General features: G+C 71.0%; 23 protein-coding genes, 1 tRNA gene and 1 pseudogene. 12 read left to right on the top strand and 13 right to left on the bottom strand.

The window, feature by feature from the left end; translation table 11 throughout:
* Positions 1 to 231: 231 nt before the first annotated feature.
* The 3 genes from J2S55_RS25005 to J2S55_RS24995 are packed head-to-tail and all read left to right on the top strand — an operon-like array spanning position 232 to position 5,083.
* Positions 232 to 1,665: a hypothetical protein gene (locus J2S55_RS25005; protein ID WP_306865551.1), complete on the top strand. Its 1,434-nt coding sequence runs from the start codon at positions 232 to 234 to the stop codon at positions 1,663 to 1,665.
* On the top strand, positions 1,662 to 2,684 hold the full coding sequence (locus J2S55_RS25000; protein WP_306865548.1) for a hypothetical protein: 1,023 nt from the start codon (positions 1,662 to 1,664) through the stop codon (positions 2,682 to 2,684). The genes J2S55_RS25005 and J2S55_RS25000 overlap by 4 nt, the downstream gene beginning before the upstream one ends.
* Positions 2,681 to 5,083, top strand: coding sequence for a hypothetical protein (locus tag J2S55_RS24995; RefSeq protein ID WP_306865546.1), 2,403 nt, complete (start codon positions 2,681 to 2,683; stop codon positions 5,081 to 5,083). Before J2S55_RS25000 ends, J2S55_RS24995 begins: the two co-directional genes overlap by 4 nt.
* A gap of 192 nt (positions 5,084 to 5,275) precedes the next feature.
* Here J2S55_RS24995 and J2S55_RS24990 read toward each other — a convergent pair.
* Positions 5,276 to 5,352, bottom strand: a tRNA-Lys gene (locus tag J2S55_RS24990).
* A 101-nt stretch (positions 5,353 to 5,453) separates the two neighbouring features.
* On the opposite strand from J2S55_RS24990, the gene J2S55_RS24985 reads away from it, so the two are divergent.
* Both J2S55_RS24985 and J2S55_RS24980 read left to right on the top strand, forming a co-directional pair.
* On the top strand, positions 5,454 to 6,305 hold the full coding sequence (locus tag J2S55_RS24985; protein ID WP_306865544.1) for an AAA family ATPase: 852 nt from the start codon (positions 5,454 to 5,456) through the stop codon (positions 6,303 to 6,305).
* Positions 6,306 to 6,435: 130 nt separating this feature from the next.
* Complete coding sequence (locus J2S55_RS24980) at positions 6,436 to 7,806, top strand: vWA domain-containing protein (RefSeq protein WP_306865542.1); 1,371 nt, start codon at positions 6,436 to 6,438, stop codon at positions 7,804 to 7,806.
* A 16-nt stretch (positions 7,807 to 7,822) separates the two neighbouring features.
* On the opposite strand, the gene J2S55_RS24975 is transcribed toward J2S55_RS24980, so the two are convergent.
* The gene (locus J2S55_RS24975; protein WP_306865540.1) at positions 7,823 to 8,563 is read right to left on the bottom strand and encodes a nuclease-related domain-containing protein; all 741 of its coding nucleotides are present in this window, start codon (positions 8,561 to 8,563) and stop codon (positions 7,823 to 7,825) included.
* Positions 8,564 to 8,771: 208 nt separating this feature from the next.
* On the opposite strand from J2S55_RS24975, the gene J2S55_RS24970 reads away from it, so the two are divergent.
* Positions 8,772 to 9,362, top strand: a complete 591-nt coding sequence (locus tag J2S55_RS24970; protein WP_306865538.1) for a TetR/AcrR family transcriptional regulator — start codon at positions 8,772 to 8,774, stop codon at positions 9,360 to 9,362.
* A gap of 10 nt (positions 9,363 to 9,372) precedes the next feature.
* Here the strand turns inward: J2S55_RS24970 and J2S55_RS24965 are convergent, their stop codons facing one another.
* From J2S55_RS24965 to J2S55_RS24950, 4 genes are all read right to left on the bottom strand, one after another.
* Entirely contained in the window at positions 9,373 to 9,675 is a 303-nt protein-coding gene (locus J2S55_RS24965; protein WP_306865535.1) for a hypothetical protein, read from the bottom strand.
* Positions 9,676 to 9,682: 7 nt separating this feature from the next.
* On the bottom strand, positions 9,683 to 10,258 hold the full coding sequence (locus tag J2S55_RS24960) for a hypothetical protein (RefSeq protein WP_306865534.1): 576 nt from the start codon (positions 10,256 to 10,258) through the stop codon (positions 9,683 to 9,685).
* A gap of 20 nt (positions 10,259 to 10,278) precedes the next feature.
* Complete coding sequence (locus tag J2S55_RS24955) at positions 10,279 to 12,186, bottom strand: hypothetical protein (RefSeq protein WP_306865532.1); 1,908 nt, start codon at positions 12,184 to 12,186, stop codon at positions 10,279 to 10,281.
* A 481-nt stretch (positions 12,187 to 12,667) separates the two neighbouring features.
* Positions 12,668 to 13,045 carry an SAM domain-containing protein gene (locus J2S55_RS24950; RefSeq protein WP_306865530.1) on the bottom strand — a complete coding sequence of 126 codons (378 nt, stop codon included), beginning with the start codon at positions 13,043 to 13,045 and terminating at the stop codon, positions 12,668 to 12,670.
* Between the two features lie 132 nt (positions 13,046 to 13,177).
* Between J2S55_RS24950 and J2S55_RS24945 the strand changes: the two are divergent.
* The 3 genes and pseudogenes from J2S55_RS24945 to J2S55_RS24935 form a co-directional block, all read left to right on the top strand.
* Positions 13,178 to 13,333 (top strand): annotated as a pseudogene (locus tag J2S55_RS24945) (TetR-type transcription factor C-terminal domain-containing protein); the annotation flags it as partial.
* A gap of 150 nt (positions 13,334 to 13,483) precedes the next feature.
* On the top strand, positions 13,484 to 14,488 hold the full coding sequence (locus tag J2S55_RS24940; RefSeq protein ID WP_306865528.1) for a metallophosphoesterase family protein: 1,005 nt from the start codon (positions 13,484 to 13,486) through the stop codon (positions 14,486 to 14,488).
* 559 nt (positions 14,489 to 15,047) lie between these two features.
* Positions 15,048 to 16,490 (top strand): MFS transporter, encoded by a 1,443-nt coding sequence (locus J2S55_RS24935; protein ID WP_306865526.1) that lies wholly within the window; start codon positions 15,048 to 15,050, stop codon positions 16,488 to 16,490.
* Positions 16,491 to 16,707: 217 nt separating this feature from the next.
* Here the strand turns inward: J2S55_RS24935 and J2S55_RS24930 are convergent, their stop codons facing one another.
* From J2S55_RS24930 to J2S55_RS24920, 3 genes are all read right to left on the bottom strand, one after another.
* A complete protein-coding gene (locus J2S55_RS24930; protein WP_306865524.1) occupies positions 16,708 to 17,808 on the bottom strand; it encodes an acyl-CoA dehydrogenase family protein in 1,101 nt (366 codons plus the stop codon).
* A 144-nt stretch (positions 17,809 to 17,952) separates the two neighbouring features.
* Positions 17,953 to 19,146, bottom strand: coding sequence for an acyl-CoA dehydrogenase family protein (locus J2S55_RS24925; RefSeq protein ID WP_370879697.1), 1,194 nt, complete (start codon positions 19,144 to 19,146; stop codon positions 17,953 to 17,955).
* A gap of 25 nt (positions 19,147 to 19,171) precedes the next feature.
* On the bottom strand, positions 19,172 to 20,386 hold the full coding sequence (locus J2S55_RS24920; RefSeq protein ID WP_306865522.1) for an acyl-CoA dehydrogenase family protein: 1,215 nt from the start codon (positions 20,384 to 20,386) through the stop codon (positions 19,172 to 19,174).
* 295 nt (positions 20,387 to 20,681) lie between these two features.
* On the opposite strand from J2S55_RS24920, the gene J2S55_RS24915 reads away from it, so the two are divergent.
* Positions 20,682 to 21,263 carry a GNAT family N-acetyltransferase gene (locus J2S55_RS24915; RefSeq protein ID WP_306865520.1) on the top strand — a complete coding sequence of 194 codons (582 nt, stop codon included), beginning with the start codon at positions 20,682 to 20,684 and terminating at the stop codon, positions 21,261 to 21,263.
* A 24-nt stretch (positions 21,264 to 21,287) separates the two neighbouring features.
* On the opposite strand, the gene J2S55_RS24910 is transcribed toward J2S55_RS24915, so the two are convergent.
* Positions 21,288 to 21,860, bottom strand: a complete 573-nt coding sequence (locus J2S55_RS24910; protein ID WP_306865518.1) for a TetR/AcrR family transcriptional regulator — start codon at positions 21,858 to 21,860, stop codon at positions 21,288 to 21,290.
* A 73-nt stretch (positions 21,861 to 21,933) separates the two neighbouring features.
* Between J2S55_RS24910 and J2S55_RS24905 the strand changes: the two genes are divergently transcribed.
* The gene (locus J2S55_RS24905; RefSeq protein ID WP_306865516.1) at positions 21,934 to 23,103 is read left to right on the top strand and encodes an FAD-dependent oxidoreductase; all 1,170 of its coding nucleotides are present in this window, start codon (positions 21,934 to 21,936) and stop codon (positions 23,101 to 23,103) included.
* Here the strand turns inward: J2S55_RS24905 and J2S55_RS24900 are convergent.
* Both J2S55_RS24900 and J2S55_RS24895 read right to left on the bottom strand, forming a co-directional pair.
* Positions 23,100 to 23,960 (bottom strand): DMT family transporter, encoded by an 861-nt coding sequence (locus J2S55_RS24900; RefSeq protein ID WP_306865514.1) that lies wholly within the window; start codon positions 23,958 to 23,960, stop codon positions 23,100 to 23,102. The two genes, J2S55_RS24905 and J2S55_RS24900, sit on opposite strands and share 4 nt — an antisense overlap.
* Positions 23,961 to 24,145: 185 nt before the next feature.
* On the bottom strand, positions 24,146 to 24,583 hold the full coding sequence (locus tag J2S55_RS24895) for a MerR family transcriptional regulator (RefSeq protein ID WP_306865512.1): 438 nt from the start codon (positions 24,581 to 24,583) through the stop codon (positions 24,146 to 24,148).
* A gap of 94 nt (positions 24,584 to 24,677) precedes the next feature.
* Here J2S55_RS24895 and J2S55_RS24890 point away from each other — a divergent pair, with 94 nt between their 5' ends.
* Positions 24,678 to 25,724 (top strand): aldo/keto reductase, encoded by a 1,047-nt coding sequence (locus J2S55_RS24890; RefSeq protein ID WP_306865510.1) that lies wholly within the window; start codon positions 24,678 to 24,680, stop codon positions 25,722 to 25,724.
* 70 nt (positions 25,725 to 25,794) lie between these two features.
* On the opposite strand, the gene J2S55_RS24885 is transcribed toward J2S55_RS24890, so the two are convergent.
* Positions 25,795 to 26,157, bottom strand: a complete 363-nt coding sequence (locus J2S55_RS24885; protein WP_306865507.1) for a VOC family protein — start codon at positions 26,155 to 26,157, stop codon at positions 25,795 to 25,797.
* Positions 26,158 to 26,211 lie beyond the last annotated feature (54 nt).

The following is a 26,211-nucleotide window of genomic DNA, read 5'->3' as shown; positions in this document are numbered from 1 at the left end:
TCGGCGCCGACTGGAAGGGTGCCGCCCCCTGGTGGGGATATCAGCGCCAATCATCCGGAGGGGATATCATAGGCGCCCAATATCGCATTTACAGATACCCGATAGAATTTCATCGAGGGGACCTGACGCAACTCCTCGCCCCAGAAATACCCCCTAACGTTATATACGCCGACTAATCGGGACACCGGTGACGCAGCACAGCTAATACGACATATCTATGGAGGACTCCTCGTGCCGGAGCCCGACAGGGATCTGAGCAGGAAAGCGATCGCCCAGGCCCTGGCCGATCTCGCCGACACCGATCGCCTCACCCTGGTGGAGGTCGCCGCCGACGGCCTCACCACGTTCCTTCTCCATCGGGACGACAACGGTTGCCCCCGCGGCCGGAGCTGGTCGGCGACCTGGCCGGGCCTCGCGGGCGAACGCGGATGGGACGCCGATCCGGCCGGGACCCGGGAGGCCGTGCTACGCACGACCCGCGCCGCCCTGTCCTCCGCCGGCGTGATCCTCGTAGCCGCCTCCTCCGCCGACCCGAAGGTCGAGCAGGCCCTCGCCTGGCTGCGTGCGGCACATCCCGCCGCGCAGGTGCTGCGGACCGAAGCCCCGATCGCCGCACGGGTCCGGGAGGTCATGGCGGACGACCCGCTGACCAGGTCGTACGAGCTGGTCGTCGTCCTCGTCGACCCGGACACCAGCCGTCCCCGGCTGACCAGCCGGCAGCTCTTCCCCCTCGGCTCCCGCCCGGGGGCCCGGATCCGGGTCGCCCTCCGCTGCGAGGCCGCCGGCGCGCACGGCACCGCGTTCGCCGTGGTCACCTGGCAGGGTCCGGAGCCGCGGCTGCTGTCCGTCCAGTCCGCCCCGGTCACGCCCGGCCGGTACGAGGTGACCGCCGAGCTGATACGGCCCGGCCGGGTGCGGTTCACCGGCCTGCCCGCGCTCTCGCCCGACCCCCGTGACTGGAATCAGCTCGTCGCCGCGCTCCCGGACCGGCTCCCGGGGCGCACCGGCCCGGCGCATCTCGTCTGCGCGGTGGAGGTCTGCGGAGCGGACGACCAGGTCGCGGAACGGCTGAGCCGGGCACGCCAGATGATCAGCTCTGCCTCCGGCGAGATCGGCGGCCTGCTCCGGGTCTCCCTCCTCGCCTACGCGGCGCACTCGTACGACCCGTCGGCGCCGGAGCTCCCGGTGCGGGTCGCGGCCTGGGAGGCCGGCGCGGGAGAGGCCCTGAACGCCCTCGGCGCGCTGGAGGAGCGGGGAGCGGTGGCCACGGGATATCCGTACCACCCCCACGCGGCGCAGTTCGAGGACATGCTCGCCGTGGTGGTCGAACGGCTCGGCCGGGCGGATCCGGCGCCCGCCGTCGTCCTCACGGTCGGAGGCCGCCCGCCGCACCCGGCCCGCACCGACCAGTCCAGGATCCTGCCCTGCCCCCACCGGCACGACTGGCGGAAGCTGGTCGCCGCCCTGCGGCAGCGGCAGGGCACGGTGCTGGGCGCGATCTGCGACCAGCCCGCCGACCAGGCGCACCAGGCGTGGCACCGGATCGGCGCGGCGGCCCTGGCCCATCTGGAGGCGGTGGACGTGCGCGGCCTGGCCGCCGATCTCGGCCTGGTCGCCCCCTCCCCCGTTCATCTCCCGTTCCCCCTGCTCGACGAGACGGAGTGACGACGCGCATGCAGCCCGATCCGAGCCGGGAACGTCCCGATCACAACATCGCCATGTGGGGCGCTCCCGGCAGCGGCAAGACCACCCTGCTTGCGGCGCTGTTCATCGCCCTGACCAGGAGAAACGATGACTGGAAGATCGTCGGATCCGATCCCGCGTCATCGGACTACCTGATCGAGAAGACCAACGCCCTGTTGCGGGGCAAGGTGTTCCCCGAGGCGAGCATGGCCCTGGAGCGCTATCACTGGACGCTGATCGGCCCCACTCTCCGCAAGCCCGGCTTCTGGGGCAGGAAGGCCAAGCCGGGGCCGCCGACCCGGATAGGCATCGGCATGGTCGACGCTCCCGGAGGGTTGTTCGGTACGGGACGGCGCCCGGCGGGCGGCCCGAGCGCTCCGGACCTGTCGGGAGACCCGCGCCGGCAGGAACTGCTGGACAACCTTGAGCGGAGCCGGGGCATCGTCTTCCTGTTCGACCCGATCAGGGAGTTCACCTTCGGGGACGCCTTCGACCACATGCACGCCCCGCTCGCCCGGCTCGCCGAGCGGATGCTCGTCGCCGGCGAGTTCGTCGACGGGAAGCTGCCGCACCACATCGCCGTGTGCGTCACCAAGTTCGACGACCCCCGGGTGCTGGAGACGGCCGAGAAGCGGCGGCTGCTCACCGCGGACGTCGACGATCCGTACCGGCTGCCCCGGGTGGCCAGCGAGGACGCGCGGGAGCTGTTCCACGAGCTGTGCCAGGTGTCGGCCAGCGGCAACGCCGACATGGTGCTCAACGCGCTCGACCAGTTCTTCCACCCCGATCGGATCCGCTTCTTCGCCACGTCCTCGATCGGCTTCTACGTCGACCGGCGCACGAAGCATTTCGACTGGGACGACTTCCAGAACATGCTCCCCGGAGAGGCGGACGAGGACTCGCGCATCCGGGGGCAGTTGCATCCGATCAACGTGGTGGAGCCCATGCTCTGGCTGGGGCAGCGGCTCGCCGCGGTCCGGCCGGCGACGGAGGCGTCGTGACCGGCCACGAGATCGGATTCGAGTGGGCGCTGGAGGGGAAGCGGCCCGGTGCCCACGACGACTACGAGCTGCTGTCCTGGAGCGACGACCGCCTCGGGCCCGAGGTCTTCGAGGAGATCAGGAGCAGATACGCCACGGCTCTCTCGGCGGATCTGCCCCAGGTGACGATCGCGGTCGCGGCGACCAGAGAGCGCGAGCAGGTGTCGCACCACATCGTGCTCGCGGCTCAGGAGTGGTCGGGGCACCGGGACGCCACCAACCGCAAGATCGTCTACACCCGCTGGTTCTACGTCCCGTACCAGGAGCTGGTCGGCCATCAGGTGTCCTACGAGGCGCTCTACCACGCCCTCGTGGCCCTGCCGGTGACCCCGTCCCCTCCCCTGACCGTACGCGTTCCGGAGTTCGACCCCACGGCCCTCGTCCCCGGGCCGGACGCGCGGTGCGCCGCCGCGCTGCTGCTGACCGGGCGGCCCGTCTGCGTGGTGGGCGCGGACAGGGTTCCCATGATCGAACGGTTGCGCTTCCTGGACACCGTCGCCGCGCTCCTGCCGTACGGCATGCGGACGAGGCTGACCGCGGCGACCTGGACCAGCAGCACGGCCCGGCACAAGATCAGGCTGTCCTTCGCACGGCACGCTCCGGAGAACGCCTACGAGGTGCGGTGGGGGCACGGAACGGAGATCACCTGGCAGGACGGCCCGGCGAACGTGTGCCTGAGCCTCCTGGCCCGGCCCGACGTCCGGCTCGCGGACATGCTGCGGGGGCTCGCCGGGCTGACCAATCCGCTGTCGTTCGGCCCCGAGGACCTGCCGGACGCCGTACGGCTGCTCGAACACTCCGGCTATCCCGAACTGCGGCCCCACGCCGCCACCGGCGTGTGGTGGAGGAAGGAGCGTGAGCCGGCTCCGGGAGGAGGCGGCCCCCCGGGACCCAGGGCGGCCCCGCCGGCCCTGCCGGCCCTGCCGGCCTCGCCTGCCCCGGGTAAGCCACGGCGGACCTCACCCATAGGCTGGCGATGGAAGTGGTTGCGCCGAGACACCGGCGAGAGGCCGGCGGCAGGCGCACTCGGTGCGACACCCGAGGTCGTGCCCGAGAGCCGGGCCACGCCCGCCGCGGCGACCGTGCCCTACCGGCCGGCGGCCTCCGCCGGCCCGGCCCCGGGCGTGGTGCCGAGCTCGACCCCGGGCGCGGGTGCGGGTGCGGGTGCGGTGCCGAGCCCGACCCCGGGCGCGGGTGCGAACGCGGGCGCGGTGCCGAGCGCGGGTGCGGTGCCGCCCTCGATGCAGGCCGCGCTCGGCGGGCTGGAACAGGCCGACCGCGGGAGACGGCCCGGCTGGGGCCTGCACGGCAAGGTCACCATGGTCGTGGCGTTCGCGACGCTGGCCATCACCTTGATCGGCGCCGGTGTCGTCGCGATGCTGCGCGCTCCGGGCGGCGATCCCCTCGCCGAGGGGGGCACGGCCGGGACCGAACCGGGCACGGTCGTCGTCCAGGCCCCGGCCGGGCAGGAGGACGAGTTCGCCAGGAACCTCGTGGCCGAGGCCGTCCGGCGGACGGGCTACAGGGCCGAGATCCGGCTGAGCGACACCCCCGCCACGACCGCACCCGCCGCGGGACCGGCCGTGGTCCTCATGGAGATCCCTCCCACGGATCCCGCCCTCTCGGGCGCCCTGCCGACGTGGCCCGCCAATCCGCTGGCGGCGCAGGGGTTCTCCGCGGTCGCCGCCATCCCGGTCCCGGACCAGGACGTCCTGGTCTACGACGTCGACCTGATCGGGCCGGAGAAGTTGACGGAGGCCTTCGCGCATCCGGACGAGGAGGTCCGGATCTCGGTGCCGGACGCCCCCCGGAAGGGGCCCTCTCGGGAGCGGTCCGAGCGGGTGCTGCGGCAGCGCCATCCCTGGCTGCACCTGGAGACCGTCCCGGCGCTCGACCCGCTGCGCGCCCTCCGGGACAAGGCGGTGCAGGCCGCCATCGTGCCCCGCGAGGCCGCCCGTGACAGCGGTTATCCCCGATCGGAAGCGCTCGCCGGGCTACCGGGCCGCTCGCTGCTCATCCTGTGCAACCAGGCCGCCGGCCAGGCGCTGCGCGACGCGCTGGACACGGTCGCCCGGTCCGTCGACCCCGGCAGGCTGGCATCGGAGGACTTCGACTCCCCGGTGACGGCGGCCGCCCGGCTGGTCGAGTCGGCCCTGCCGCCACCGTCCGGTGCCGTCCCCCTTGCCGAGGACCGCGAGAGCGACGGGGGGGATCCCTTCTGGCCCGCCCTCTCCCTGGTCGCCGCCGGGGGCGCCGCCGGATTCCTGGCCCTCCTGCTGGCGATACGGCTGCCGACCAGGATCGAGCCGCACCGGCACCCGCCGCACCCGCCGTCCGCGCCGGCCTCGCCCGGCTCCTGAGCACCCGGTTCTTGAGCACGCGGCTCCTGACCGCTCCTGACCGCGCGCCCTGCCGCCCCGCCACCCTGCCGCCCGTGAAGTCGCACGGCCTCCGCCACGGAGCGGCGGCCCTCATCCTCGCCGCCGGACACGGCCCCAAGGCCGTCCAATGGAAAGAGCCCAGATCGGCTGTGCCGACCTGGGCTCTTTCGCTGGTGCGCCGCCAGGGACTCGAACCCCGGACCCGCTGATTAAGAGTCAGCTGCTCTAACCAACTGAGCTAGCGGCGCGTGAAGCTCTTGAAGGATAGCGCACTTCCCGGAGGGCTTCGAAACGGAGAACGGCGAACCGCTATGGTAGAACAACATTCGGTCCTGTACTGGGAGTGCACATGTGGTTCCCCTCGCCCGCCGACGCCCGGGAGCGGCTCAGCGCCGTGGACTACCTGGCCGACGACTCCATCGCGACTTCGGTCTTCCTGGCCGGCGCGCTCGGCAAGCCGCTGCTCGCCGAGGGGCCGGCGGGAGTGGGCAAGACCCAGCTCGCCAAGGCCGTGGCGGCGGCGACCGGGGCCCGGCTCGTCCGGCTGCAGTGCTACGAGGGGCTCGACGAGGCCCGCGCGCTGTACGAGTGGAACTACAAGAAGCAGCTCCTGCGGATCCAGGCCGGGACCGGCCAGGACTGGGACGCCACCCAGGACGACATCTTCACCGAGGAGTTCCTGCTCGAAAGGCCCCTGCTCCGGGCGATCAGGTCCGAGACCCCGACGGTCCTGCTGATCGACGAGACCGACAAGGCCGACGTCGAGGTGGAGGGCCTGCTGCTGGAGATCCTCTCCGACTACCAGGTCACGATCCCCGAGCTCGGCACGGTCACCGCCGTGCGCAAGCCGTACGTGGTGCTGACCTCCAACGCGACCCGCGAGCTGTCCGAGGCGCTCAAGCGGCGCTGCCTCTACCTGCACCTGGAGTATCCGACGCCGGAGCGCGAGCGCGACATCGTGCTGGCGCAGGTGCCCGCGATCGAGGCGGCCCTGGCCGAGCAGCTCGCGCGCACGGTCGCCACGATGCGCGCGCTCGAACTGAAGAAGGCGCCCTCGATCGCCGAGACCGTCGACTGGGCCAACACGCTGCTCGCGCTGGGCCGTACCGAACTGGACGAGGCGACGGTCGCCGCCACCCTCGGGGTGGTGCTCAAGCACGCCTCCGACCAGGCTCGGGCGCGCAAGGAGCTGGCCCTGTGAGCGGCGGGACACGGAAGGCGCGGACCCCCGTGAGCGGCCCGGCCCGGGAAACGGGAGGCGCTGTGAACGGCCGATCCCAGGGGGCGGGGGACCCCGTGAGCGGCCGGGCCGGCGGGGCGGGGGGCGGGAGGTGAGCCTGCTCGACCGGCACGTCGGCTTCGTGCACGCCCTGCGCGAGGCCGGGCTGCCGGTCTCGCTCGCCGAGGGGCTGGACGCGGCCCGGGCGCTGCAGATGATCGACCTGGCCGAGCGGGAGTCGCTGCGCGCCGCCTACGCCACGACCCTGGTCAAACGGCCCTCGCACCGCCCGGGGTTCGACACGCTCTTCGACCTGTGGTTCCCCGCCGCCACCACGGGCCTGTACGGCCCGCGCCCGCAAGACGGTCCGGACGCCGATGAGCTGGATCCGGAGACCGCGGCGATCGCCGAACTCCGTGACCGGCTGTCCGAGCTGCTGCTGGGCGCCGACGGGATGAACGACTTCGCCCGGGCGATGGTGGAGCGCTTCGGCCGCCAACCCGCGGCCCCCGGCCGGCAGAACTGGTTCTCCTACCCGGTGCTGCGGGCGCTGTCCCCCGAGACGCTCATGGCCCGGCTGCTGGCCGAGGTGCTGGCCGGCCAGGAGCGCGGCGGCCTGGCGGAGAAGGTGGCCCGGCAGCGGATCGGCGAGAACACCAGGCGGTTCGAGGAGGCCGTCTCCGCCGACGTGCGCCGCCGCATCGCCGAGGACTCCGGGATCGAGCGGATCGCGCGCTCGGCTGTACGGCCGCCGCTGGAACAGCTCGACTTCCTCCGGGTGACCGGGGCCGACCTGGCCAGGCTCCGCCGGGAGGTCCACCCCCTCGCCCGCCGCCTGGCCACCCGGCTGACCGTCAAGCACCGGCTCGGCCACCGGGGCCGCCTGGACTTCCGCCGGACCGTGCGGGCCTCGCTGTCCACCGGCGGGGTGCCGCTGACCACCTTCAACAGGCCGCGCCGCCCGCACCGGCCCGAGCTGGTCATCCTCTGCGACACCAGCGACTCGGTCGCCTCGTTCGCCCACTTCACGCTGCTGCTGACCTACGCGCTGCGCGAGCAGTTCGCCAAGGTCCGCGCGTTCGGCTTCGTGGACACCGTGGACGAGATCACCCGCTTCTTCGTCCCCGGCGCCGACGTGGTGGAGGCGATGACCCGGCTGACCCGGGAGGCCGACATGGTGCGGTTCGGCCGGACCAACTACGGCAACGCCTTCGAACGGTTCGCCGAGCGGTACGGCGACGCCGTCGGTCCGAAGACGTCCCTGCTGATCCTGGGCGACGCGCGGTCCAACTACCAGCCGCCCGCGCTGGAGACGCTGCGACGGCTGAGCCGGCAGGCCCGGCACGCCCACTGGCTCAACCCGGAGCCGGTGAGCCAGTGGGACACCGGCGACTCGCTGGCCACGGCCTACGGCGGCATCGTCCCGATGCGCGAATGCCGCAACGTCGTCCAGCTCGCCGCCTTCGTCGAGGAGCTGGCCTGAGCCGGCCGGCCCGGGTTCAGCTCATCCGGCGCAGCACCCGGGCGGCGGTGCGGGCGAGCAGCTCCACCTGGCTCTCGTCGAACTCCGCGCGTGGCCCGCGCACGATCCACCGGGCCACCAGGCGCGGCTTGAGCAGGGTGAGCCCCTCGGCGGTGACCGTCCGCCGGAGCCGCCCGCCGTGCACCGCGAGCAGCGGCTCGATCGTGACGGGGATGCCCGACTCCCGGGAGAGCACCTGGGCCAGCGAATCGGAGGCGTCGACGAGCGCCTTGGCCACCTTCGTGCCGTACTTCTCGCCGAGGAAGAGCCGGTCGCCGTAGCGGGCGATCTCGGTCTCGGGGTCCCACGCCTCGTTGTCGACCACCCAGATGCCGCCGGGGCCGATGACGAGGTGGTCGATCGAGGCCTGTCCGGGCACGGCGCGGCCGTCGAGGACCTGGTAGCCGAGCCTGCGGAGCTTGCGGCGCAGCAGCTTGCCGGTGATGACCTCGCCCCGGCGCCGGCCCCGCCAGACGGCGGTGGCCTCGTAGGAATACCACGCCCAGAACATGTCCGCCCCGGCGACCAGCAGGCCGGCCGCGAGCCCGACCGCCGGGGGCGCGGGCAGGTCGAAGCGGTAGGCGAGCAGGATGCCCACGACCAGGCCCGCCGCCGCCTTGACCATGCGCATCTTCCGGCGCTGGTCGGCTTCCTTGAGCCAGAACTGTTCGTACATGACCTGGGGTGACAGGCCGTGAACCTGGTCGTCTGGCGTCACGTAGATTGATCCGCCGGGCACAGCGAACCCCCAGGGTCGGTTGGTGGGACGTAAGCGGATCTGCGACGCTGAAGATCCCTTGGGTAAATGAAATACCCAAGTGGGGACTCCAGGCACCCGAAGGTGACGGAAATAACACAACCCAGATACCCGCCAATGCCTTAACCGACCAGTCGGTATGCTTACCGCACCACACATTGGGGGGCAGATGAGTCAGGACCAGGACCAGGAGCCGGTACGGCAGCGCCTGCTCGGCGAGGCCACCCGCCTGTTCGCCGAGCGGGGCTTTGAGAGCACCTCGGTGCAGGAGATCGTCACAGCGGCCGGCGTCACCAAGGGCGCCATGTATCACTATTTCGACTCGAAGGATGACCTGCTCCACGAGATCTACGGGCGCGTGCTGCGCATGCAGATGGAGCGGCTCACCCGCTTCGCCGACGGGCCGGGCCCGGTGGCCGAGCGCCTGCACGCCGCCGCCGCCGACGTCGTGCGGACCACGGTGGAGAACCTGGACGACTCCAAGATCTTCTTCCGCTCCATGCACCTGCTCGCCCCCGACACCCGCAAGAGCGTCCGCGCCGAGCGCCGCCGCTACCACGAGCGCTTCCGCGACCTGGTGACCGAGGGCCAGCGCGAGGGCACCTTCAGGAGCGACACCCCGGCCGAGATGGTCGTCGACTTCTTCTTCGGCTCGGTCCACCACCTGGGCACCTGGTACAGCCCGGAGGGGGCGCTGTCCGGCGCCGAGATCGGAGAGCACTTCGCCGACCTGCTGCTCACCTCGCTGCGCCCGAAGTGACTCGACACCGTCAGGACAGGCCGTACCTGCTTCTGATCATCCTGGCCTCCTGCTCACTCACCTGGCGCGGCGTGCGGGCCAGCGCCTGACGCAGGTCGGACAGGATCTTCTCCCCCGAGCCGCGGGCACGCGTGCGATAGTGGGCAAGCTGTTCGTCGAACCGCTTGGCGGCCGGCCCCGTCCACACCTTGCCCGAGTGAAACTGCCGGTACGGCGCTTCGACGTCCTTCTCGATCTCCTGGACCAGCGGCTCGACCCTCCGCAGAGCATCCCCCAACGCCTCATAGAGCGGGTTGGGCACCATCTCGGCCACGGCCTGATCACTCCTTCGTCGGGGACGGAGAGGGAGACATGGTCGTCGCAGACGGAGCGCTGGCATCGGTGAGCAGCTTCGGCGCGATCAGTTTCATCAGCGCCAGCACATCGGCGGCGTTGTCGCGCCCCGCGACACCTATCTCCAGTTGGATGGAGAGCGCCGCTTTGCCCCGCACAAGCAGCGCATATGCGTCGTTGCTCGTACTGTCCGAGGCCTTGAAGTAAGAACCGATGGCTCCCGGGATGATTTCCGGCAACGGCAAGGCGCCGTCTTCAAGTTGCTCTTTGATCTCCTCCGGGGATCCGTCGGGAGTGAGATCGATCAGCAGCACCTTCCGCCGCTCGCCGTCCCGCTGGTAGATCACGCAGCTTCCATCGTCGAGATCTCCGGGATACGTGAGGTCGAAGTGACCGCGGACCAGCGGGTCACGCACTCCTGTCATCAACTCCACCGCCTTCAGCGGGATGTGGTCGCAGAGATACGGAGGGGTGGCCATCGTCGGCAAAGGGCTGCGGTCGACCTTCACCTCCTCATTTCGGCAGGCCGTCGACACGGCCAGGGTGCAGGCCAGCGCCACCACCGCGGCGAACGGTCTTCTCATCATGATCCGTACTGGGCGAAACCGTTGGAGAAGCCTTGATCCAGGCGGTCTTCAACGTCCTGCCAGGGCCGTCCCGACGGTCCCTGGTAGAGCCACCGCTCATATGCCTCGACTCGCCGATACTTGTCGGTGCTGTTGGTGGCCGTTTTGTCGATCATCTCGTCCATGGTCATAAGCGTCCGACCGTCCTCCTTGAGGAAGTTGTTGGGATTGTCGCGGGGATCGTCTCCCTTTTTGAGGTCTTCCAGCGAGGCCCAGGGGTGGGTCGCAGCGGCGGGCTCGGCCGGGCCAAACACTCCATGCTTAAGCATGGCCCGAGCGGTGAGGTCGTGCACGAGGGCACGGGTCTGGTCGACGGCGGCGTTGGCTTCACTACGGGCTTTGGTCTCCGCGTCCCCCTTGGCCAGGTCCTCGATCTGGCTGCTCCACGCCCCCGTGACACCCGCCACGATCGGCCAAGCCCCCGTCTGCGGGATGGCGAGTCCGGTGTTGACCGCGGCCGTGAGGAGCTTCATATTCCGCTCCTGTGCCTCATCCAGCTCCCTGCCCTCCTCGATCTTGGCCAACCCCGCCGCGTCGGTGATCATGCCGAACGCCCCTCCAATTTGTTTCACACTGGCCCTGAGTGTTCCATCGCCTCGCCCGGCGGCCATCTCCGCAGCGCCCCGGTCGAGAAGCCAGCCGGTGAACGCCGTCTGAGCGGCCAGAACGGGGGCGAATGCCTTGGAATCCGCGAACGCCTCCTTCATCACGCGGTGCAGCTCCTCCTTGTTGAACTGCGCCCCCCAGGGGTCCTGCCCGGACGCACCGGGATTGTCAGCATCCCGGACTCCGGGCGTAACGGGACCGCGACCTCTATGCGTGACGTAGTTGATGTCTCTGATGTAACCAGCGAGGATGTGGCCGACGGTGACGGGCTTCAGGAACGGTTCGATGGAATCACCTGCCTTGATCCGCTCCGCTTCCAGATGCATGAACTCCGAGGCCAGCTTGGCCGACAGGTAACCACGCGAAGGCTTCTCCGGTGAACCGTCGTGATCGCGGAAGGTGAGCATCGCGGCCTCCAGCGCCTTGCCCAAGGCCTCACCTCCGTCGCTCATGTTCCACTCGGTCAGGAAGTGCTTCAATGCGGTTGGGTCACCCGCGAAGAAGTCCTGAGCAGCCGCAGGATCACGGGCGAGCGCCTCCATAAGAGGCACCATGACAAGCGAGTTCGTACCGGGGGGATACGGCGTGCGATCCCAGGCGTCGATCTTTTTGGCGACCGCCAGCAGAAAGGCGGTGTTGAAAGTGCCGTTTTTCAGTGCCACCGCGATCGCGCGGTACTCCCGCTCCTCCCACCCGGAGGTGAGGTCGGAAGTGAGCTTGTCGCGCCAGGCGGCGCTCAGCCGCGAGCTCGCCGTACCCAGCGTCTTGCCGAGGGCGGCCTGCAGCCGCTCCGCCTTCTTGTCGCCCTTGCGCCCCACGGCCGCCGTCATCAACGCGCGGAACGTCGCCGCGCCCATCGTGTTCATCAGCGCGGTGGCGAACGTCACGTTCCCCGTCCGCTTCTCCAACTCCGCCAGGGTCTTCCCGTCGACCTCGCCGCTCTCGGCGGTCCCGGCCAGCCGGGCGACCGCGGCGTAAACGTCGGGGTCGTGGGCGGCCTTGCCGTACAGCGCCTCGTCGAAGGCGGCCAGCCCGCCGGGAACGGTGGAGGAGGCCCCCCACTCCGTGCGCTCGGCGCGGATCGCGTCGCTACGGCGCCGCAGGTCGGGGCGGCTGGTCCCGATCCAGCTCTGCATCTCGCGCAGGACGCTCAGCCCCGAGGTGTCCAGATCGAACTGCTGCAGGGCTCGGCGGATCTGCGGCTCGTTCCGGCCGAGCGCGTCCTGTGCCCGGCCGAGTCCCCGCTCGAAGTCGTCCATCAGAGCGGGGTCGATCCCCGAATACTCGCCGTCCACCCCTTGGGCCGGGGTGGAGGTCGGGGAGGGCATGGAGCTGGGGGAAGGCTCGGCGGAGGATGGCGCTTGGGGGTCACCGGGGCGCTGAGCAGCCGGTCGGACGGCGGGGGGCGGCTGGGAGGTGGGCGAGGGTGTGGGTGTGGGTGACGGATGGGTCATGAGGGCGCTGGACTCCAGCTCGGTCCGTGGAAGGTGACGGCTCCAGCGGCAAGGCTAATTTAAACTCGCCCTATTCGTAAAGACCTCCACTAAATTCGATACATAAGCTAATTGAGTCGCTATTACCACATCAATCCGTGAATAATTTCGTGTACGCGGATAGAGCAGGCAAACTCGGAAGCCGTCTCAGCCCGTGGCCAGGATCGTCGATCCTGGCCACGTCGCCGTAGGGGAGTATGGGCGGACGGAGAAGCCGAGTCTCCCCAGATAGCTGTTTGAGAACGTGTCAGCCCTTGTCGTAATACCAACCCGTGCACTTACTCCTGAGCGCGCCACTGACTCTCACACCGATGCAGGCGCGCATCCACACGTGGTAGTTGGGCTGTTGATTGGAGTGGTCCCGTGCGAACGGACCGCAGTTCTTCCAGGTCTTTCCGCCGTTTTTCGAGCGGTGCACCGTGACGAGGTCACCGGCGCGGTAGCCGCTCTTGATGTAGGCATAGGAGTAGTCGGTAAGCCTCACGTTACGCAGCCACAGCGTGCGGCCCTTGAACGTGATCTCGCGGACCGGATAAAAGCTCCATGTGTCCCCGCTCGGGAAGGCCACGGACTTGCCGCAGCTCGCTGACGCGGCCGTGACGGACGCCGACGTGGCGGCGGACACCGGCCCGGTGATAGCGCCCCCGGCGATCGCACTCGCGACTACGACGACCGACGTTCTCCTCCAACGTCCTTGCATGAGTCCCTCTCGATGGGTAGGTATGCTGGCGCCTGATCGGGCTCGCTTGTCGGCGGAGCCAGGAGCGACACCCCGGCCGAGATGGTCGTCGACTTCTTCTTCGGCTCGGTCCACCACCTGGGCACCTGGTACAGCCCGGAGGGGGCGCTGTCCGGCGCCGAGATCGGAGAGCACTTCGCCGACCTGCTGCTCACCTCGCTGCGCCCGAAGTGACCCGCCCGCCGCGGTGCCGCGGCGGTGGGCGGGAGCCCGGACATTCATGTCAGGCGACGTCGATGACGGCCGGCGATCGCACCGGCCGGGGGGAGGCCGCCCCGGATAATCCTTTGCCCGCCGGACCGATGGCTGCCTAGGCTCACCGGGGTGCGGCGTACCGTCATCATCGGCGACATCCACGGCTGCTTCGACGAACTGCTCGAACTGCTCCAAGAAGTGAATCTCCGTCCGGACGACCTGCTGGTCAGCGTCGGCGACCTGGTCGACCGCGGTCCAGCGCCCGGCGAGGTGGTCAGGTTCTTCCGCGAGCGCCCGAACTCGGTCGTGGTCATGGGCAACCACGAGCGCAAGCACGTGCGCGGGATCTTCTCCTACGCGCAAGAGATCACGCGCTTACAGCTGGGCGAGCGCTACGCCGAAACGGTCCGCTGGATGCGGACGCTGCCGTACTTCTTCGAGAACGAGCATGTCCGCGTCGTCCACGCCGCGATGCTGCCCGGAGTTCCGCCGGCCGAGCAGAGAGAGGAAATCCTCTGCGGCTCGACCAGCGGCGAACGGGAGCTCGCCGCGCTGTTCCCGGACAGCCACTGGCACGACCACTACACCGACGCCAAGCCGGTCGTCGTCGGCCACCATGTGACCGGGCGGGAGCCGATGATCCGCGACGGCAGGGTCTTCGGCCTGGACACCGGCGCCTGCCATGGCTGGAACCTGACCGCGCTGTGCGTTCCGGGATTCACGGTCCACTCGGTGGAGGCGCGCGCGGATCACTGGTCGATCGTCAAGCGCCGGTGGCAGCTGCCCGTCCTGAAGTCCAAGCCCTGGCACGGATTCACCTGGTCGGAGCTGACCGCGACGATCGCGCGGTTCTCCTCGGCGCCCGACGTCGCCACACGCGGCTGGCTGGAGACGGTCGAGAAGTGGGCCGCGGATCTGCGGTCGTCGTTCCCCGCCCTGGTAGCCGCGGCGCACCGCGTCGCCGACGAGCTCACCACGGACGAGCTGCGACGGCATCCCGCCGCGCAGTGCCTGTTCCAAGCCCGTAACGGTCGGCTCGACCAGACCAGCCTGGCCAGGCAGTGCTCGACACCCCGCAGAACAGTGGACCTGGCGGCCGCGTTGGGGCTGACCCTTCCCGAACTGCCCGACTGACCGACTGACCGACTGACCGCTGACAGGCTGACCGGTTGATGGGCTGACCGGTTGATGGGCTGACCGGTTGATGGGCTGACCGGTTGATGGGCTGACCGGCTGGCCGGCAACTGTCCCGGTTGATCGGCAGGTGTGAGGTCCCGAGCGTCCCGACCCGCAAGCGGGAGGCCCTGAGTGCCCGCGGGCGCATCCCGGCCGGGACCGTCAGGCGTCCTCACCCTCGGAATCCTCGGAGTCCCCAGGAGTCCCCGAAGTCCTCGAAGCCCTCGAAGTCCTCGAACACCCGTCCCACAAATCCTCCGCGAGCTGGCCATCTAGGCCAGGAGATGTCCTACAAAAACCCTAGTGTGGTCCATGTGACCGCGGCGGGGATCCGGAGCGGGACGTCCGACCGGTAGGTCCGGACATCTCTCAGGGAAATCTGGAATGAAGCATTCCGTTCTGTTATTGTGGAACGGAACGAACAGTTCCATTCAATGGCCCGCGCGATCGCGGAACCCCTTCCCGCGACCCCCCGCAGCGTTCACGCATCCCCCGAACGACAGGCTCTGGAGGAGCAATGACCACCCTCGACATCCGCCCGGTTGAGGCAGCGGAGGCCACCGGGCCCGCGCCGTACAGGTGGCGCTGGCCGGCGCTCTTCGTGATCCTCGCCGGCTCCGTGATGGAGCTCCTCGACGCCACCGTCACCAACATCGCCGGCCCGACGATGCAGGCCGACCTCGGCGGCGGGACCTCGATGATCCAGTGGCTCGGGGTGGCCTACACGCTGGCCATGACCGCCGGCCTGCTCACCGGCGGGCGCCTGGGCGACATCGTCGGCCGCAAGCGGATGTTCCTCATCGGCGCGGCCGGCTTCGTGATCGGCTCGCTGCTCTGCGCGATCTCCGTCTCGCCGGAGACCGTGATCGCCGCCCGCGTGGTCCAGGGCCTGTTCGGCGCCGCCATGGTCCCGCAGGGGCTCGGCATGATGAAGGAGATGTTCCCGCCCAAGGAGCTCCAGGTGGCCTTCGGCGCGTTCGGCCCGATCATGGGACTGTCCGCGATCGGCGGGCCGATCCTGGCGGGCTGGCTGGTCGACGCCGACCTGTTCGGCACCGGCTGGCGCATGATCTTCCTGATCAACCTGCCGATCGGCCTGGTCACGGTGCTGGCCGCGATGAAGCTCCTGCCCACCGGCCGCCCGGCCCGGACCCTCCGGCTCGACCTCCCCGGCGCGCTCCTGGCCTCCCTCGGCTCGCTGCTGATCGTCTTCCCGCTGGTCCAGGGCCGCGAGCACGGCTGGCCGGCGTGGACGTTCGTGATGATGGCCGGCTCCATGGCGGTGTTCGCGCTCTTCGGCTGGTACGAGTCGCGCCGCAACCACAGGGGCGGCGACCCGCTGATCGCGCCGAGCCTGTTCCGCAAGCGCGCGTTCATCGGCGGCATGTTCACCGGAACGATCTACTTCTCCGCCTTCAGCGGGTTCGGCCTCGTCTTCAACCTCTACACCCAGCTCGGCCTCGGCTACACCCCGCTGAAGGCCGGCCTGGCCGGCGTCCCGCTCTCCGTGGGCATGATCATCGGCATGGGCGCCATGCAGGCGGTCAGGAGGCACGGCCGCCGGGTGCTGCACGCGGGCGCCGTGATCATGACGGCCGGCGTCGTCGCCCTCCTGCTGCTCCTCGGCCCCGAGGTCAGCCCCTGGCTGCTCGCCCCGGCCCTGCTCGTCACCGGCCTGGGGTCCGGGCTGATCATGGGCCCCTACTTCGAGATCGCGCTGGCCGGGGTCGAGCCGCACGAGACCGGCTCCGCCTCCGGCACGCTCACCGCACTCCAGCAGGTCGGCGCGGCGCTCGGGGTGGCCCTGCTCGGCACCGTCTTCTTCGGCGCGATGGACGGCGACCCGACCGCCGCCGCGCAGAGCACCTTCTGGGTCGTCGCCGGGATGGTCGCGCTGACCTTCCTGGCCGGTTTCCTCCTGCCCAGGCAGGCACGCGAGGACGCGGACCCGGTCCACTGACCGGCCCGCGGGCGTACGGCCGGCCGGGGAAGCCGGCCGTACCCCGATCTCCCCGCGACGGCCCCCGGCTCCGTGCCGGGGGCCGTCGCGCCGGCGCGGACCGGACGGAGCCGCGGGTCAGACGGAGCGCAGGCCAGGCGGGGACGCAGGCCGGACGGAGCCGAAGGCCAGGCCGAGCCCAGGCCGGACGGGGACGCAGGTCAGACGGAGCCGCGGGTCAGACGGGGGCGGGCAGGTCCGCCAGGACCGCCAGGGCGTCCCGGTGGGCGCCGGGGGCGCCGAACGCGATCTCGGTGGACTTGGCGCGCTTGAGATACAGGTGCACCGGGTGCTCCCAGGTCATCCCGATCCCGCCGTGGAGCTGCACACTCTCCTCGGCGACGCGCACCGCCACCTCCGAGCACCAGGACTTGGCCACCGCCGCCGCCAGCTCGCCCGCCTCGACCGCCTCGACCGCCGCCGCGCCGTACGGGACCGCCGCCAGCAGGTCGGCGGCGTTCCTCGCCGCCGCGCGGGCGCGCACCACGTCCAGCCAGAGGTCGGCCATCCGGTGCTTGATCGCCTGGAACGACCCGACCGGCCGGGCGAACTGGTGGCGCTCCTTGATGTAGGCGAGCGTCGCCTCCAGGCACCACTCGGCGACCCCGAGCTGCTCGGAGGCGAGCAGCCCCGCCCCGAAGGACAGCACCTCCCGCACGTCGAGAGAGCCGATCGCCTCACCCGGGGTGTCGGAGAACGTGACGGTGGCGATCGGCCGGGTCAGGTCCAGCGACGGCGCCACGTCGACCTGGACGTGCTCGGCCGCCACCTGGTAGAGCGCCCTTCCGACCGGGACGAGCAGCACGTCGGCCACGTCCGCGCCGGCCACCGCCCGGACCGCCCCGTCCAGGGTCCCCCGGTCGGTGACGGTCACGGTCTCCGGCAGCGGCCGGTACGGCGAGGCCGCCAGCGACACCGCGAGCGCCGCCGTGGTCTCACCGGAGGCGAGCTCCTGGATCAGGTCCTCCTCGCCGACCCGCAGCAGCGCCGCCGTCGCGAGCACCGAGCTGGTCAGGAACGGCACCGGCGCCACCGCCCGCCCCAGCTCCTCCAGCACCACCGCGACCTCCCGCGCCGACGCCCCCGCCCCGCCGTACTCCTCCGGCACGAGCAGCCCCGCCACCCCGATCTCCCGCGACAGCGTCTTCCACAGGTCCATGTCGTACGGCGCGGCGGACTCGGCCCGCCTCAGCACCGCGTCTGGGCCGCTGCGGTCGGCGAGCAGACCCCGCACGGAGGCCCGCAGCTCCTCCTCGACCTCGGTGTACAGCAGCGTCATCGTCGCTCACCACTCCTCATCCGCCACTCGTCCGCCACGCGGGCCGTCCGCCCCGCACGGATCACTGTGCTCACCACGTCCGGCTCGCTCCACGTCACCGTCGCTCACCGCTCCTCATCCGCCGCGCGGTCGCGCCGGACCTTCTCACCGGGGCAGGTTCTTCCACGGCACGTCCTTGTCGACGCGGGGCTCGGACGGCAGGCCGAGCACCCGCTCGGCGACGATGTTGCGCAGGATCTCGGAGGTGCCGCCCTCGATCGAGTTCCCCTTGGCGCGCAGGTAGCGGTATCCGGGGCCCCGGCCGAAGAAGTCCACGCTGTCGGAGCGGCGGAAGGTCCAGTCGTCGTAGCCGAGCCCCTCCTCCCCGCGCATCTCCACGTCGAGCCCGGACAGCGCCTGATTGAGCGAGGCGAAGGAGAGCTTCATGCCCGAGCCCTCCGGTCCGGGCTGCCCGGCCGACAGCTGCTCGCGCAGCCGCGCCCCGGCCAGCCGCGTCACCTCCGCCTCCACCCAGAGCCGCAGCAGCCGCTGGTGCAGGTCGTGGGTGCGCAGCTCGGGCCGGGACCGCCAGGTCTCGGCGACCACGCCGACCATGCCGCCGCCCCGCCGGACCGGCGCGCCGCCGATCGCCACGCGTTCGTTCATCAGCGTGGTCTGCGCGACCCGCCACCCGTCGCCGACCTCGCCGAGCCGCAGATCGTCGCCGAGCCGTACACCCGTGAGGAAGACCTCGTTGAACTCGGCCTCCCCGGTGATCTGCCGCAGCGGCCTGACCTCGACACCGGGGGCGTGCATGTCGCACACGAAGTAGGTGAGCCCCCGGTGCTTGGGCACGTCCGCGTCGGTCCGGGCGACCAGGATCGCCCAGCGGGCGTGGTGGGCGCCCGAGGTCCACACCTTCTGCCCGTCCACGACCCACTCGTCGCCGTCGCGGACCGCCCTGGTGCCGAGCGTCGCCAGATCCGAGCCGGCGCCGGGCTCGCTGAAGAGCTGGCACCAGATCTCCTCGCCTGTCCACAGCGGGCGCAGGAACCGCCTGCGCTGCTCCTCGGTGCCGAAGGCCAGGATCGTCGGAGCGGCCATGCCCAGCCCGATCGCCTGCACGCCGGTGTCGAGCTGCGGAGTCCGCGCCAGCTCCTGCTCGACCACGTTCTGCAGCTCTCGCGGGGCGCCGAGCCCGCCGAGCCCTTCGGGGAAGTGCACCCAGGCCAGTCCCGCGTCGAACCGGGCCCGCAGGAACTCCAGCCGCCGCCCGGGGTCGTGCCCGGCGGCCAGGAACGCCGCGGCGCGCTCCCTGATCGTCTTGTCGTCCAACGCCACGAACGTTCCCTTCGTCACAGGTGTGGGATGGGGATCCCCGGCCTCAGCCGCGGGGAGTCATGTGCTTTTTGAGCTCGCGGTAGGCGAGGGAGCGCTTGTGCACCTCGTCGGGTCCGTCGGCGAGCCTCAGGGACCGTGCGCCCGCCCAGAGGGCGGCCAGCGGGAAGTCCTGGCTGACGCCTCCGGCGCCGTGGGCCTGGATGGCCTTGTCCAGGATCCACTCCACCTCCCGCGGAGTGGCGATCTTGATGGCCTGGATCTCGGTGTGGGCGCCGCGGTTGCCGACGGTGTCCATCAGCCAGGCGGTCTTCAGCACGAGCAGGCGGAGCTGCTCGATCTTCACCCTCGACTCGGCGATCCAGTCCTGGACGACCCCCTGCTGGGCGATCGGCCCGCCGAACGCGGTCCGCGACAGGGTCCGCGCGCACATCAGCTCGACGGCCCGCTCGGCCATGCCGATCAGCCGCATGCAGTGGTGGATCCGGCCCGGCCCGAGACGCGCCTGGGCGATCGCGAAGCCGCCGCCCTCCTCGCCGATCAGGTTGTCCACCGGCACCCTGACGTCGTCGAAGGCGATCTCGGCGTGGCCGCCGTGGTCGGCGTCGGAGTAGCCGAACACGTGCATGCCCCGCCTGATGTCCAGCCCGGGCGTGTCACGCGGCACCAGGACCATGGACTGCTGCCGGTGGGAGGACGCCTCCGGGTCGGTCTTCCCCATCACGATGAGGATCCTGCAGGCCGGGTTCATCGCCCCGGAGGCGAACCACTTGCGGCCGTTGATCACGTATTCGGAGCCGTCCCGGACGATCGACAGCGCGATGTTCGTGGCGTCCGACGACGCGGTGTCCGGCTCGGTCATCGCGAACGCCGACCGGATCTCCCCTCGCAGCAGCGGCTCCAGCCACTCCTTGCGCTGCCAGTCGTCGCCGAACATGGACAGCACTTCCATGTTGCCGGTGTCGGGGGCGGCGCAGTTGGTCGCGGTGGGGGCGAGGCGGGGCGAGCGCCCCATGATCTCGGCCAGCGGGGCGTACTGCAGGTTGGTCAGCCCGGCGCCGTGCTCACCCGGCAGGAACAGGTTCCACAGCCCCCGCCTGCGGGCCTCCTGCTTGAGATCCTCCATCAGCGGAGGGGTGGCCCACCCGCTCTCGGCGGCCTGGGCCTCGAACGCCTCCTCGGCCGGGTAGACGCACTCATCCATGAAGTCGAGCAGCCGTCTCCGCAGCTTCTCGGTCGTGGCGTCGAACGCGAAATCCATGGGCTCTCCTCACGGTCTCCCAGGAGCGTACCGACCGGACGGTATGGATGTCGACACGCCTCCTGGCAGACCTCGCCCGCGAGGCGGTGTCGCGGGCCGGCTCGATCTTCATGCCCCGCACGGGAGAGGAGGCGCCGTCCGGCGGCAGGGCCGGCGGTGGACAGGCGCCGCCGCGGCCGGACGGGGGCGCCCGGCCACCGGGGCCGGCCACCGCGCCGGCCTGCGAAGTGGTCGCCGGGGACACGCCCTCAGTGGACCTTCTGGCGGCTCCGCCGACCGGCCTACAGTCACCTCCATGACCGCGCACATGCCCGATCCCGTCACCCTCGAAGACGACGTCGTACGGCTCGAACCGCTGACCCTGGCCCACGTCCCCGACCTGTTCCTGGCCTCCGGCGGCGACGAGGAGGTGTGGCGCTGGCTCTCGTCCCCCGCACCGCGCAGCGAGGAGGAGCTGGAAGGCATCGCGGAGAAGCTGATCGACGACCCGGAGCACGTGCCGTTCGCGGTGATCCTCAAGGAGACCGGCCGCGCGGTCGGCTGGACCACCTACATCGACACCCCGGGATACGCCGACAGCATCGAGATCGGCTGGACCTGGTACGGCAGGGCCGTGTGGCGCTCGGCCGTCAACACCGCGTGCAAGATCCTGCTGATCGACCACGCCTTCGACAAGCTCGGGGTGAACCGCGTCCAGCTCAAGACCGACATCCTCAACACCCGTTCCCAGGCGGCGATCCAGCGCATCGGCGGCCTGCACGAGGGTGTCCTGCGCCGCCAGCGCCGCCGCTCGGACGGCACCTGGCGCGACACGACCTACTTCAGCATCCTCGACGACGAATGGCCCGCCCACCGCGCCCGCCTGCTGGCGCGGTGACGGCCGGACAGCCGGCACCGGGGGTCACGTCAGCATCCCCTTCAGCAGCTCCCGGACCCCGAGGCGCAGGTCGTCCGGGGTCGGCTCCGCCCCGGCTCCGATGATGGCGTCGAACATCACGCCCTCGCAGTAGGCGACCAGCTGGCGGCTGTGCCGTACCGGATCCGGCGACCCCGCCGCGGTGAGGATCACCACCACGGGGTCGCGGAAACGGCTCCCCACCTCGTCGTAGACCTTGCGGAGCTCGGGACGGCGGGTGGCCTCCAGGGCCAGCTCGTAGCGGGCGACCGTCCGGCGGCGGTCGACGGTCAGCTGCCTCCACAGCACCCGGGTCGCCACCTCGGCGAGCGCGTCCAGCGCGCCCAGGCCGTCCGACGCGGCGGCGAAGATCTCCCCGAACGCGGCGACCTCCAGCTCGGTGAGCCGCTCAAGGGCCAGCTCCAGCAGCGCCGAGCGGGTGCGGGCGAGATTGGAGGTCGACCCCGGCGGCAGCCCGGCCGCCTCGTCCACCGCCCGATGGGTCAGGCCGCGCATGCCCCGCTCGGCGAGCAGGGTGATGGCGGCCTCCGCGACGGATTCGGCACGCTGAGACTTCACCCCGCGATACTACACTTGTAGTTGAACTACAGGCGTAGTAATGTCCACTACATCCGTAGTGAGGGAGCAGGTAATGGCGCGTGCAGTGGTGATCGGGGCGGGGATCGGCGGCCTGACGGCGGCGGTGGCACTGCAGCAGCGGGGCTGGGAGGTGACGGTGTTCGAGCGGGCGCCGTCCCTGGAGCCGGTCGGCTCCGGGCTGGCCGTCGCCGCCAACGCGCTCAAGGCACTGGACACCATCGGCGTCGGCGACGAGATCCGCAAGCTGTCGGCGGTCCAGGGCGAGGGCGGCGTACGGCGCGCGGACGGCCGATGGCTGATCAGGACCACCGACGAGGCCACCACCGCCCGGTACGGCGGCGACTCCGTGGTGCTGCTGCGCCGCGCCGACCTGGTGGGCGCGCTCTCGGCCCGCCTCGCCCCCGGCACGGTCCGGCTGAACAGCACCGTGAAGGGGGTGGACCCGGAGACCGGCCGGGTGACCGTCAGGACCGGAAGCGCGGAGACCGGACCGGTGGAGAGCGAGCCGGTGGAGGCCGAACTGGTGGTGGCCGCCGACGGCATCCACTCCCCCACCAGGGTCGCGCTGTTCCCCGGCCACCCCGGCCCGCGCTACGCCGGGACCACGAGCTGGCGGGTGCTCATCCCCTACGGGAGCGTCCCGGGCCAGACCTCGGAGAGCTGGGGCGACGGCAAGGTCTTCGGGGTCATGCCGCTGGCCGGAGGGCTGGTCTACTGCTACGCCACCGACGCGGTCCCGGCCGGCGGAGGCGGCGGCGACCAGCGGGCCGAGCTGCTGCGCCTGTTCGGAGGGTGGCACGACCCGATCCCGGCGCTGCTGGCCGCCGCCGCACCGGAGAACGTGCTCAGGAACGACGTGCACCATCTCACCACCCCGCTGCCCGCCATGCACAGGGGCAGGGTCGCGCTGCTGGGCGACGCCGCCCACCCCATGACGCCCAACCTGGGGCAGGGCGCCTGCCAGGCGATCGAGGACGCGGTGGTGCTGGCCCACCTCGCGGACCGGGGCGCCGCCGGGCTGGCCGGCTACACCGCCGCCCGGTTGAAGCGGACCTCCGAGATCGTGGCCCGGTCCGCGTCGATCTGCCGCGCCACCCGGATCCGCAACCCGCTCGCCGTACGGCTGCGCGACATGACGATCGCGCTCGCCTGGCGGCTGACCCCGGGCCGGATGACCGGCGCGATGGACGAGGTCGTCGGCTGGACCCCGCCCGCCCCCTAGGACGGGAGCGAGGCCGTCTCCCGGGTGGAGGCGTGGGTGCCGTGGTCCGGAGACAGCCGGCCCAGCGTGATGGTCCCCCAGACCAGCAGCGCGGCGGCGAAGAGCGCGGGGATCACGTTCGACAGGCCGGTCGGCATCGCCTCGTCGAGCAGGAGCGCCCCGGCCGTGATCGAGGTGATGGGGTCGACCACCTGCACCGTCGCGTAGGCGATGCCGAAGTAGCCCACCGCGTAGGACTTCTGCAGCAGCACCACCGCGCAGATCAGCAGCACGGGGATCGCGACCGTGAACCAGCTCAGCAGGTTGCTCAGGTCGCCGTTGAGGTTACCGCCCACCACCCGGACGAAGGTGGACACGCTGGCCGTCACCACACCGGCGCCGACCGACAGCAGCAGCGCCTTGGCCGAGCCCCCCGCCTTCCGCGCGGCCAGGTGCGCCAGCAGCACGACCAGCCCGACGCAGCCGAGGAAGCCGAACGCCTCCCGGTCCGTCATGTGCGGCGTCACGGCGTGCGCGGGGACGAGCAGCATCAGGCCGAGCAGGCCGACGGCCACCGCGACCGACCCGATGATCTCAGCCCGGTGCGGCCGCCTGCCGTGCAGCATCGCGGCCAGCGGCACGGCGAACACCAGCGTCGCCACGCTGATCGGCTGCACCGCGACCAGCGGCGCGAAGCTGAGCGCGACGGCGTGCAGGGACGCCCCGGCGAACCCGATCACACCGCCTATCCACCACCGGGGCCGCCGCATCAGCTTGAGCGAGGCCCCCTCGGAGACCGCCTCGAACTGCTGGAGCGCCGCGCCCAGCGCGTAGCCCAGCGCGCCGACCAGGGCGATCGTCATCCCGACCCAAGTCATCGCCACCCACCAGGGATGATCGGGCATACGTAAAGAAACGGCACTTGGGTCATCCCGCAAGCTTAGAGCGCCCGGCGAGTGGGTAACGGGCCGCCCAAGCCAGATCCAGGGTCCTTTCAGGGGTGGAAGGCGTCTCCTTCGGACCACCCTCCGGCCGCCCGGCGCGGCGACGGCGGCCTCATCGCCTACGGCACGCCGCACACATGCTCGGCGGGGCCGGGTCCGAGGCGGTCTCCGCACCCCTCGGCCCCGAGGTGGTCCTCGTACACCCCGACCTTGAAGGTGATCAGGTCCAGGCACCGGGTCAGCTCACCGATCTGGGCGATCACGTGCTCCCGGTGCCGGCGCAGCAGCGCGAGCCGCTCCGCCTCGGTGCCGGAGCCCTGCCGGACGAGGTCGGTGTACTGGCGGATCGCGGGGAGGGGCATCCCGGAGGCGCGGAGGATGACGCACAGCCGCAGCCACTCCACGTCGCTCTCGGTGTAAAGGCGCCGCCCGCCGGGTCCCCGTCGCACGGGGCCGGCCAGGATGCCTTCGTGTTCGTAGAAGCGCAGCGTGTGCACGCTCAGGCCGGTGCGTTCGGCGACCTGTCCGATGCTCAGATCCGGTGCGGCCTCAGGCATGTCCCACAGACTAGAGGTTGCCCTAGAGCCGACTCTAGAACTTAGAGTACGCCGCGTGATCACCCCCATCCACGACTGCTGAGGGAGCATGACCATGCGCTACCGCGTCCTCGGCGGCACCGGCATCGAAGTGAGCGTCCACTGCCTGGGCGCCATGATGTTCGGCGCCGCGGGCAACCCCGACCACGACGAATGCGTCCGCGTCATCCACACCGCCCTCGACCGGGGGATCAACTTCGTCGACACCGCGGACATGTACTCGGCGGGCGAGTCGGAGGAGATCGTGGGAAAGGCGCTGCGCGGCCGCCGCGACGACGTCGTGCTCGCCACCAAGGTGCACTTCCCGATGGGCGAGGGTCCGAACCGCGGCGGCAACTCCCGGCGCTGGATCGTCAGGGAGGTCGAGGAGAGCCTCAGGCGCCTGCGGACCGACTGGATCGACCTCTACCAGATCCACCGCCCCGACCACACGACCGACATCGAGGAGACGCTCTCCACGCTGAGCGATCTCGTGCGCCAGGGCAAGATCCGCGCCTTCGGCTGCTCCACGTTCCCGGCCGAGGAGATCGTCGAGGCGCATCACGTCGCCGAGCGCCGCGGCCTGATGCGCCTCAGGACCGAGCAGCCGCCGTATTCGCTGCTGGCCCGGGGGATCGAGACCTCCGTGCTGCCGGTCTGCCGGCGGTTGGGGATGGGGGTGCTGACCTGGAGCCCGCTGGCCTCGGGCTTCCTGACCGGCAGGTACCGCAAGGGGCGGCCCGTCGATCTCACCACCGGCCGGGCGGCGCTGACGCCGGCGCGCTTCGATCCCTCGCTCCCCGTGAACGTCGCCAAGCTGGACATCGTCGAACGGCTCGTCGAGGTCGCGGACGGCATCGGCTGCTCGCTGCCCGAGCTGGCCGTGGCCTTCACCGTGGCGCATCCCGCCGTCACCTCGGTGATCATAGGACCGCGGACGATGGACCAGTTGGAGTCGCTGCTGAAGGGCGCCTCGCTCACCCTCGACGACGCGACCCTCGACCGGATCGACGAGATCGTTCCCCCCGGGACCAACGCCTACCACCCGGACGGCTCCTGGCGCTCGCCGGCGCTGGACGCCGCCGCCCGCCGCCGCCCGCCCGCCGACCGTTCCGCGGCCTAGCCGTACGGCGAGGCCGCGTGGAGCGGTGCCGGCCGCTCCGGTCGTCCGTCTCCCGCGACGCGGCGGACGGCTAGTTCCGGGGCGGGCAGACGCAGAAGAGATGCCCCTCGGGGTCGGCGAGCACGACCCAGCCCCCCTCGCCGGGCTGGAAGTCGGGCTTGGTGGCCCCGAGCTCCAGATAGTCCTGGACCGCCTTGTCCAGGTCGGGGACCCGGACATCGAGGTGGAACTGCTTGTCGGGGCCCGGCCAGGCGGCCGGCCTGCGGTCGGTGTTCTGCTGGAAGTAGATGCTCGTCGTGCCGTCGCCGATGCCTGCGTAGGAGTCCTCGGCGTACTGGACCTCGTAGCCGAGGACCGCCGCGTAGAACTCCGCGAGCCGCTTGGGCTCGGCGCAGTCGATGGTCACGGCGATGAGTTGTGCGGTCGTCGTCATGGTCCCCATCGTGGCGCCCATACCTGACAGGTGACGTCAGGTTCATCGGCGGAC

Source organism: Streptosporangium brasiliense, from assembly GCF_030811595.1.
Classification (GTDB): Bacteria; Actinomycetota; Actinomycetes; order Streptosporangiales; family Streptosporangiaceae; genus Streptosporangium; species Streptosporangium brasiliense.
The sequence above is the reverse complement of the archived record's forward strand: the minus strand, read 5'-3'. Positions and strand labels throughout refer to the sequence as shown.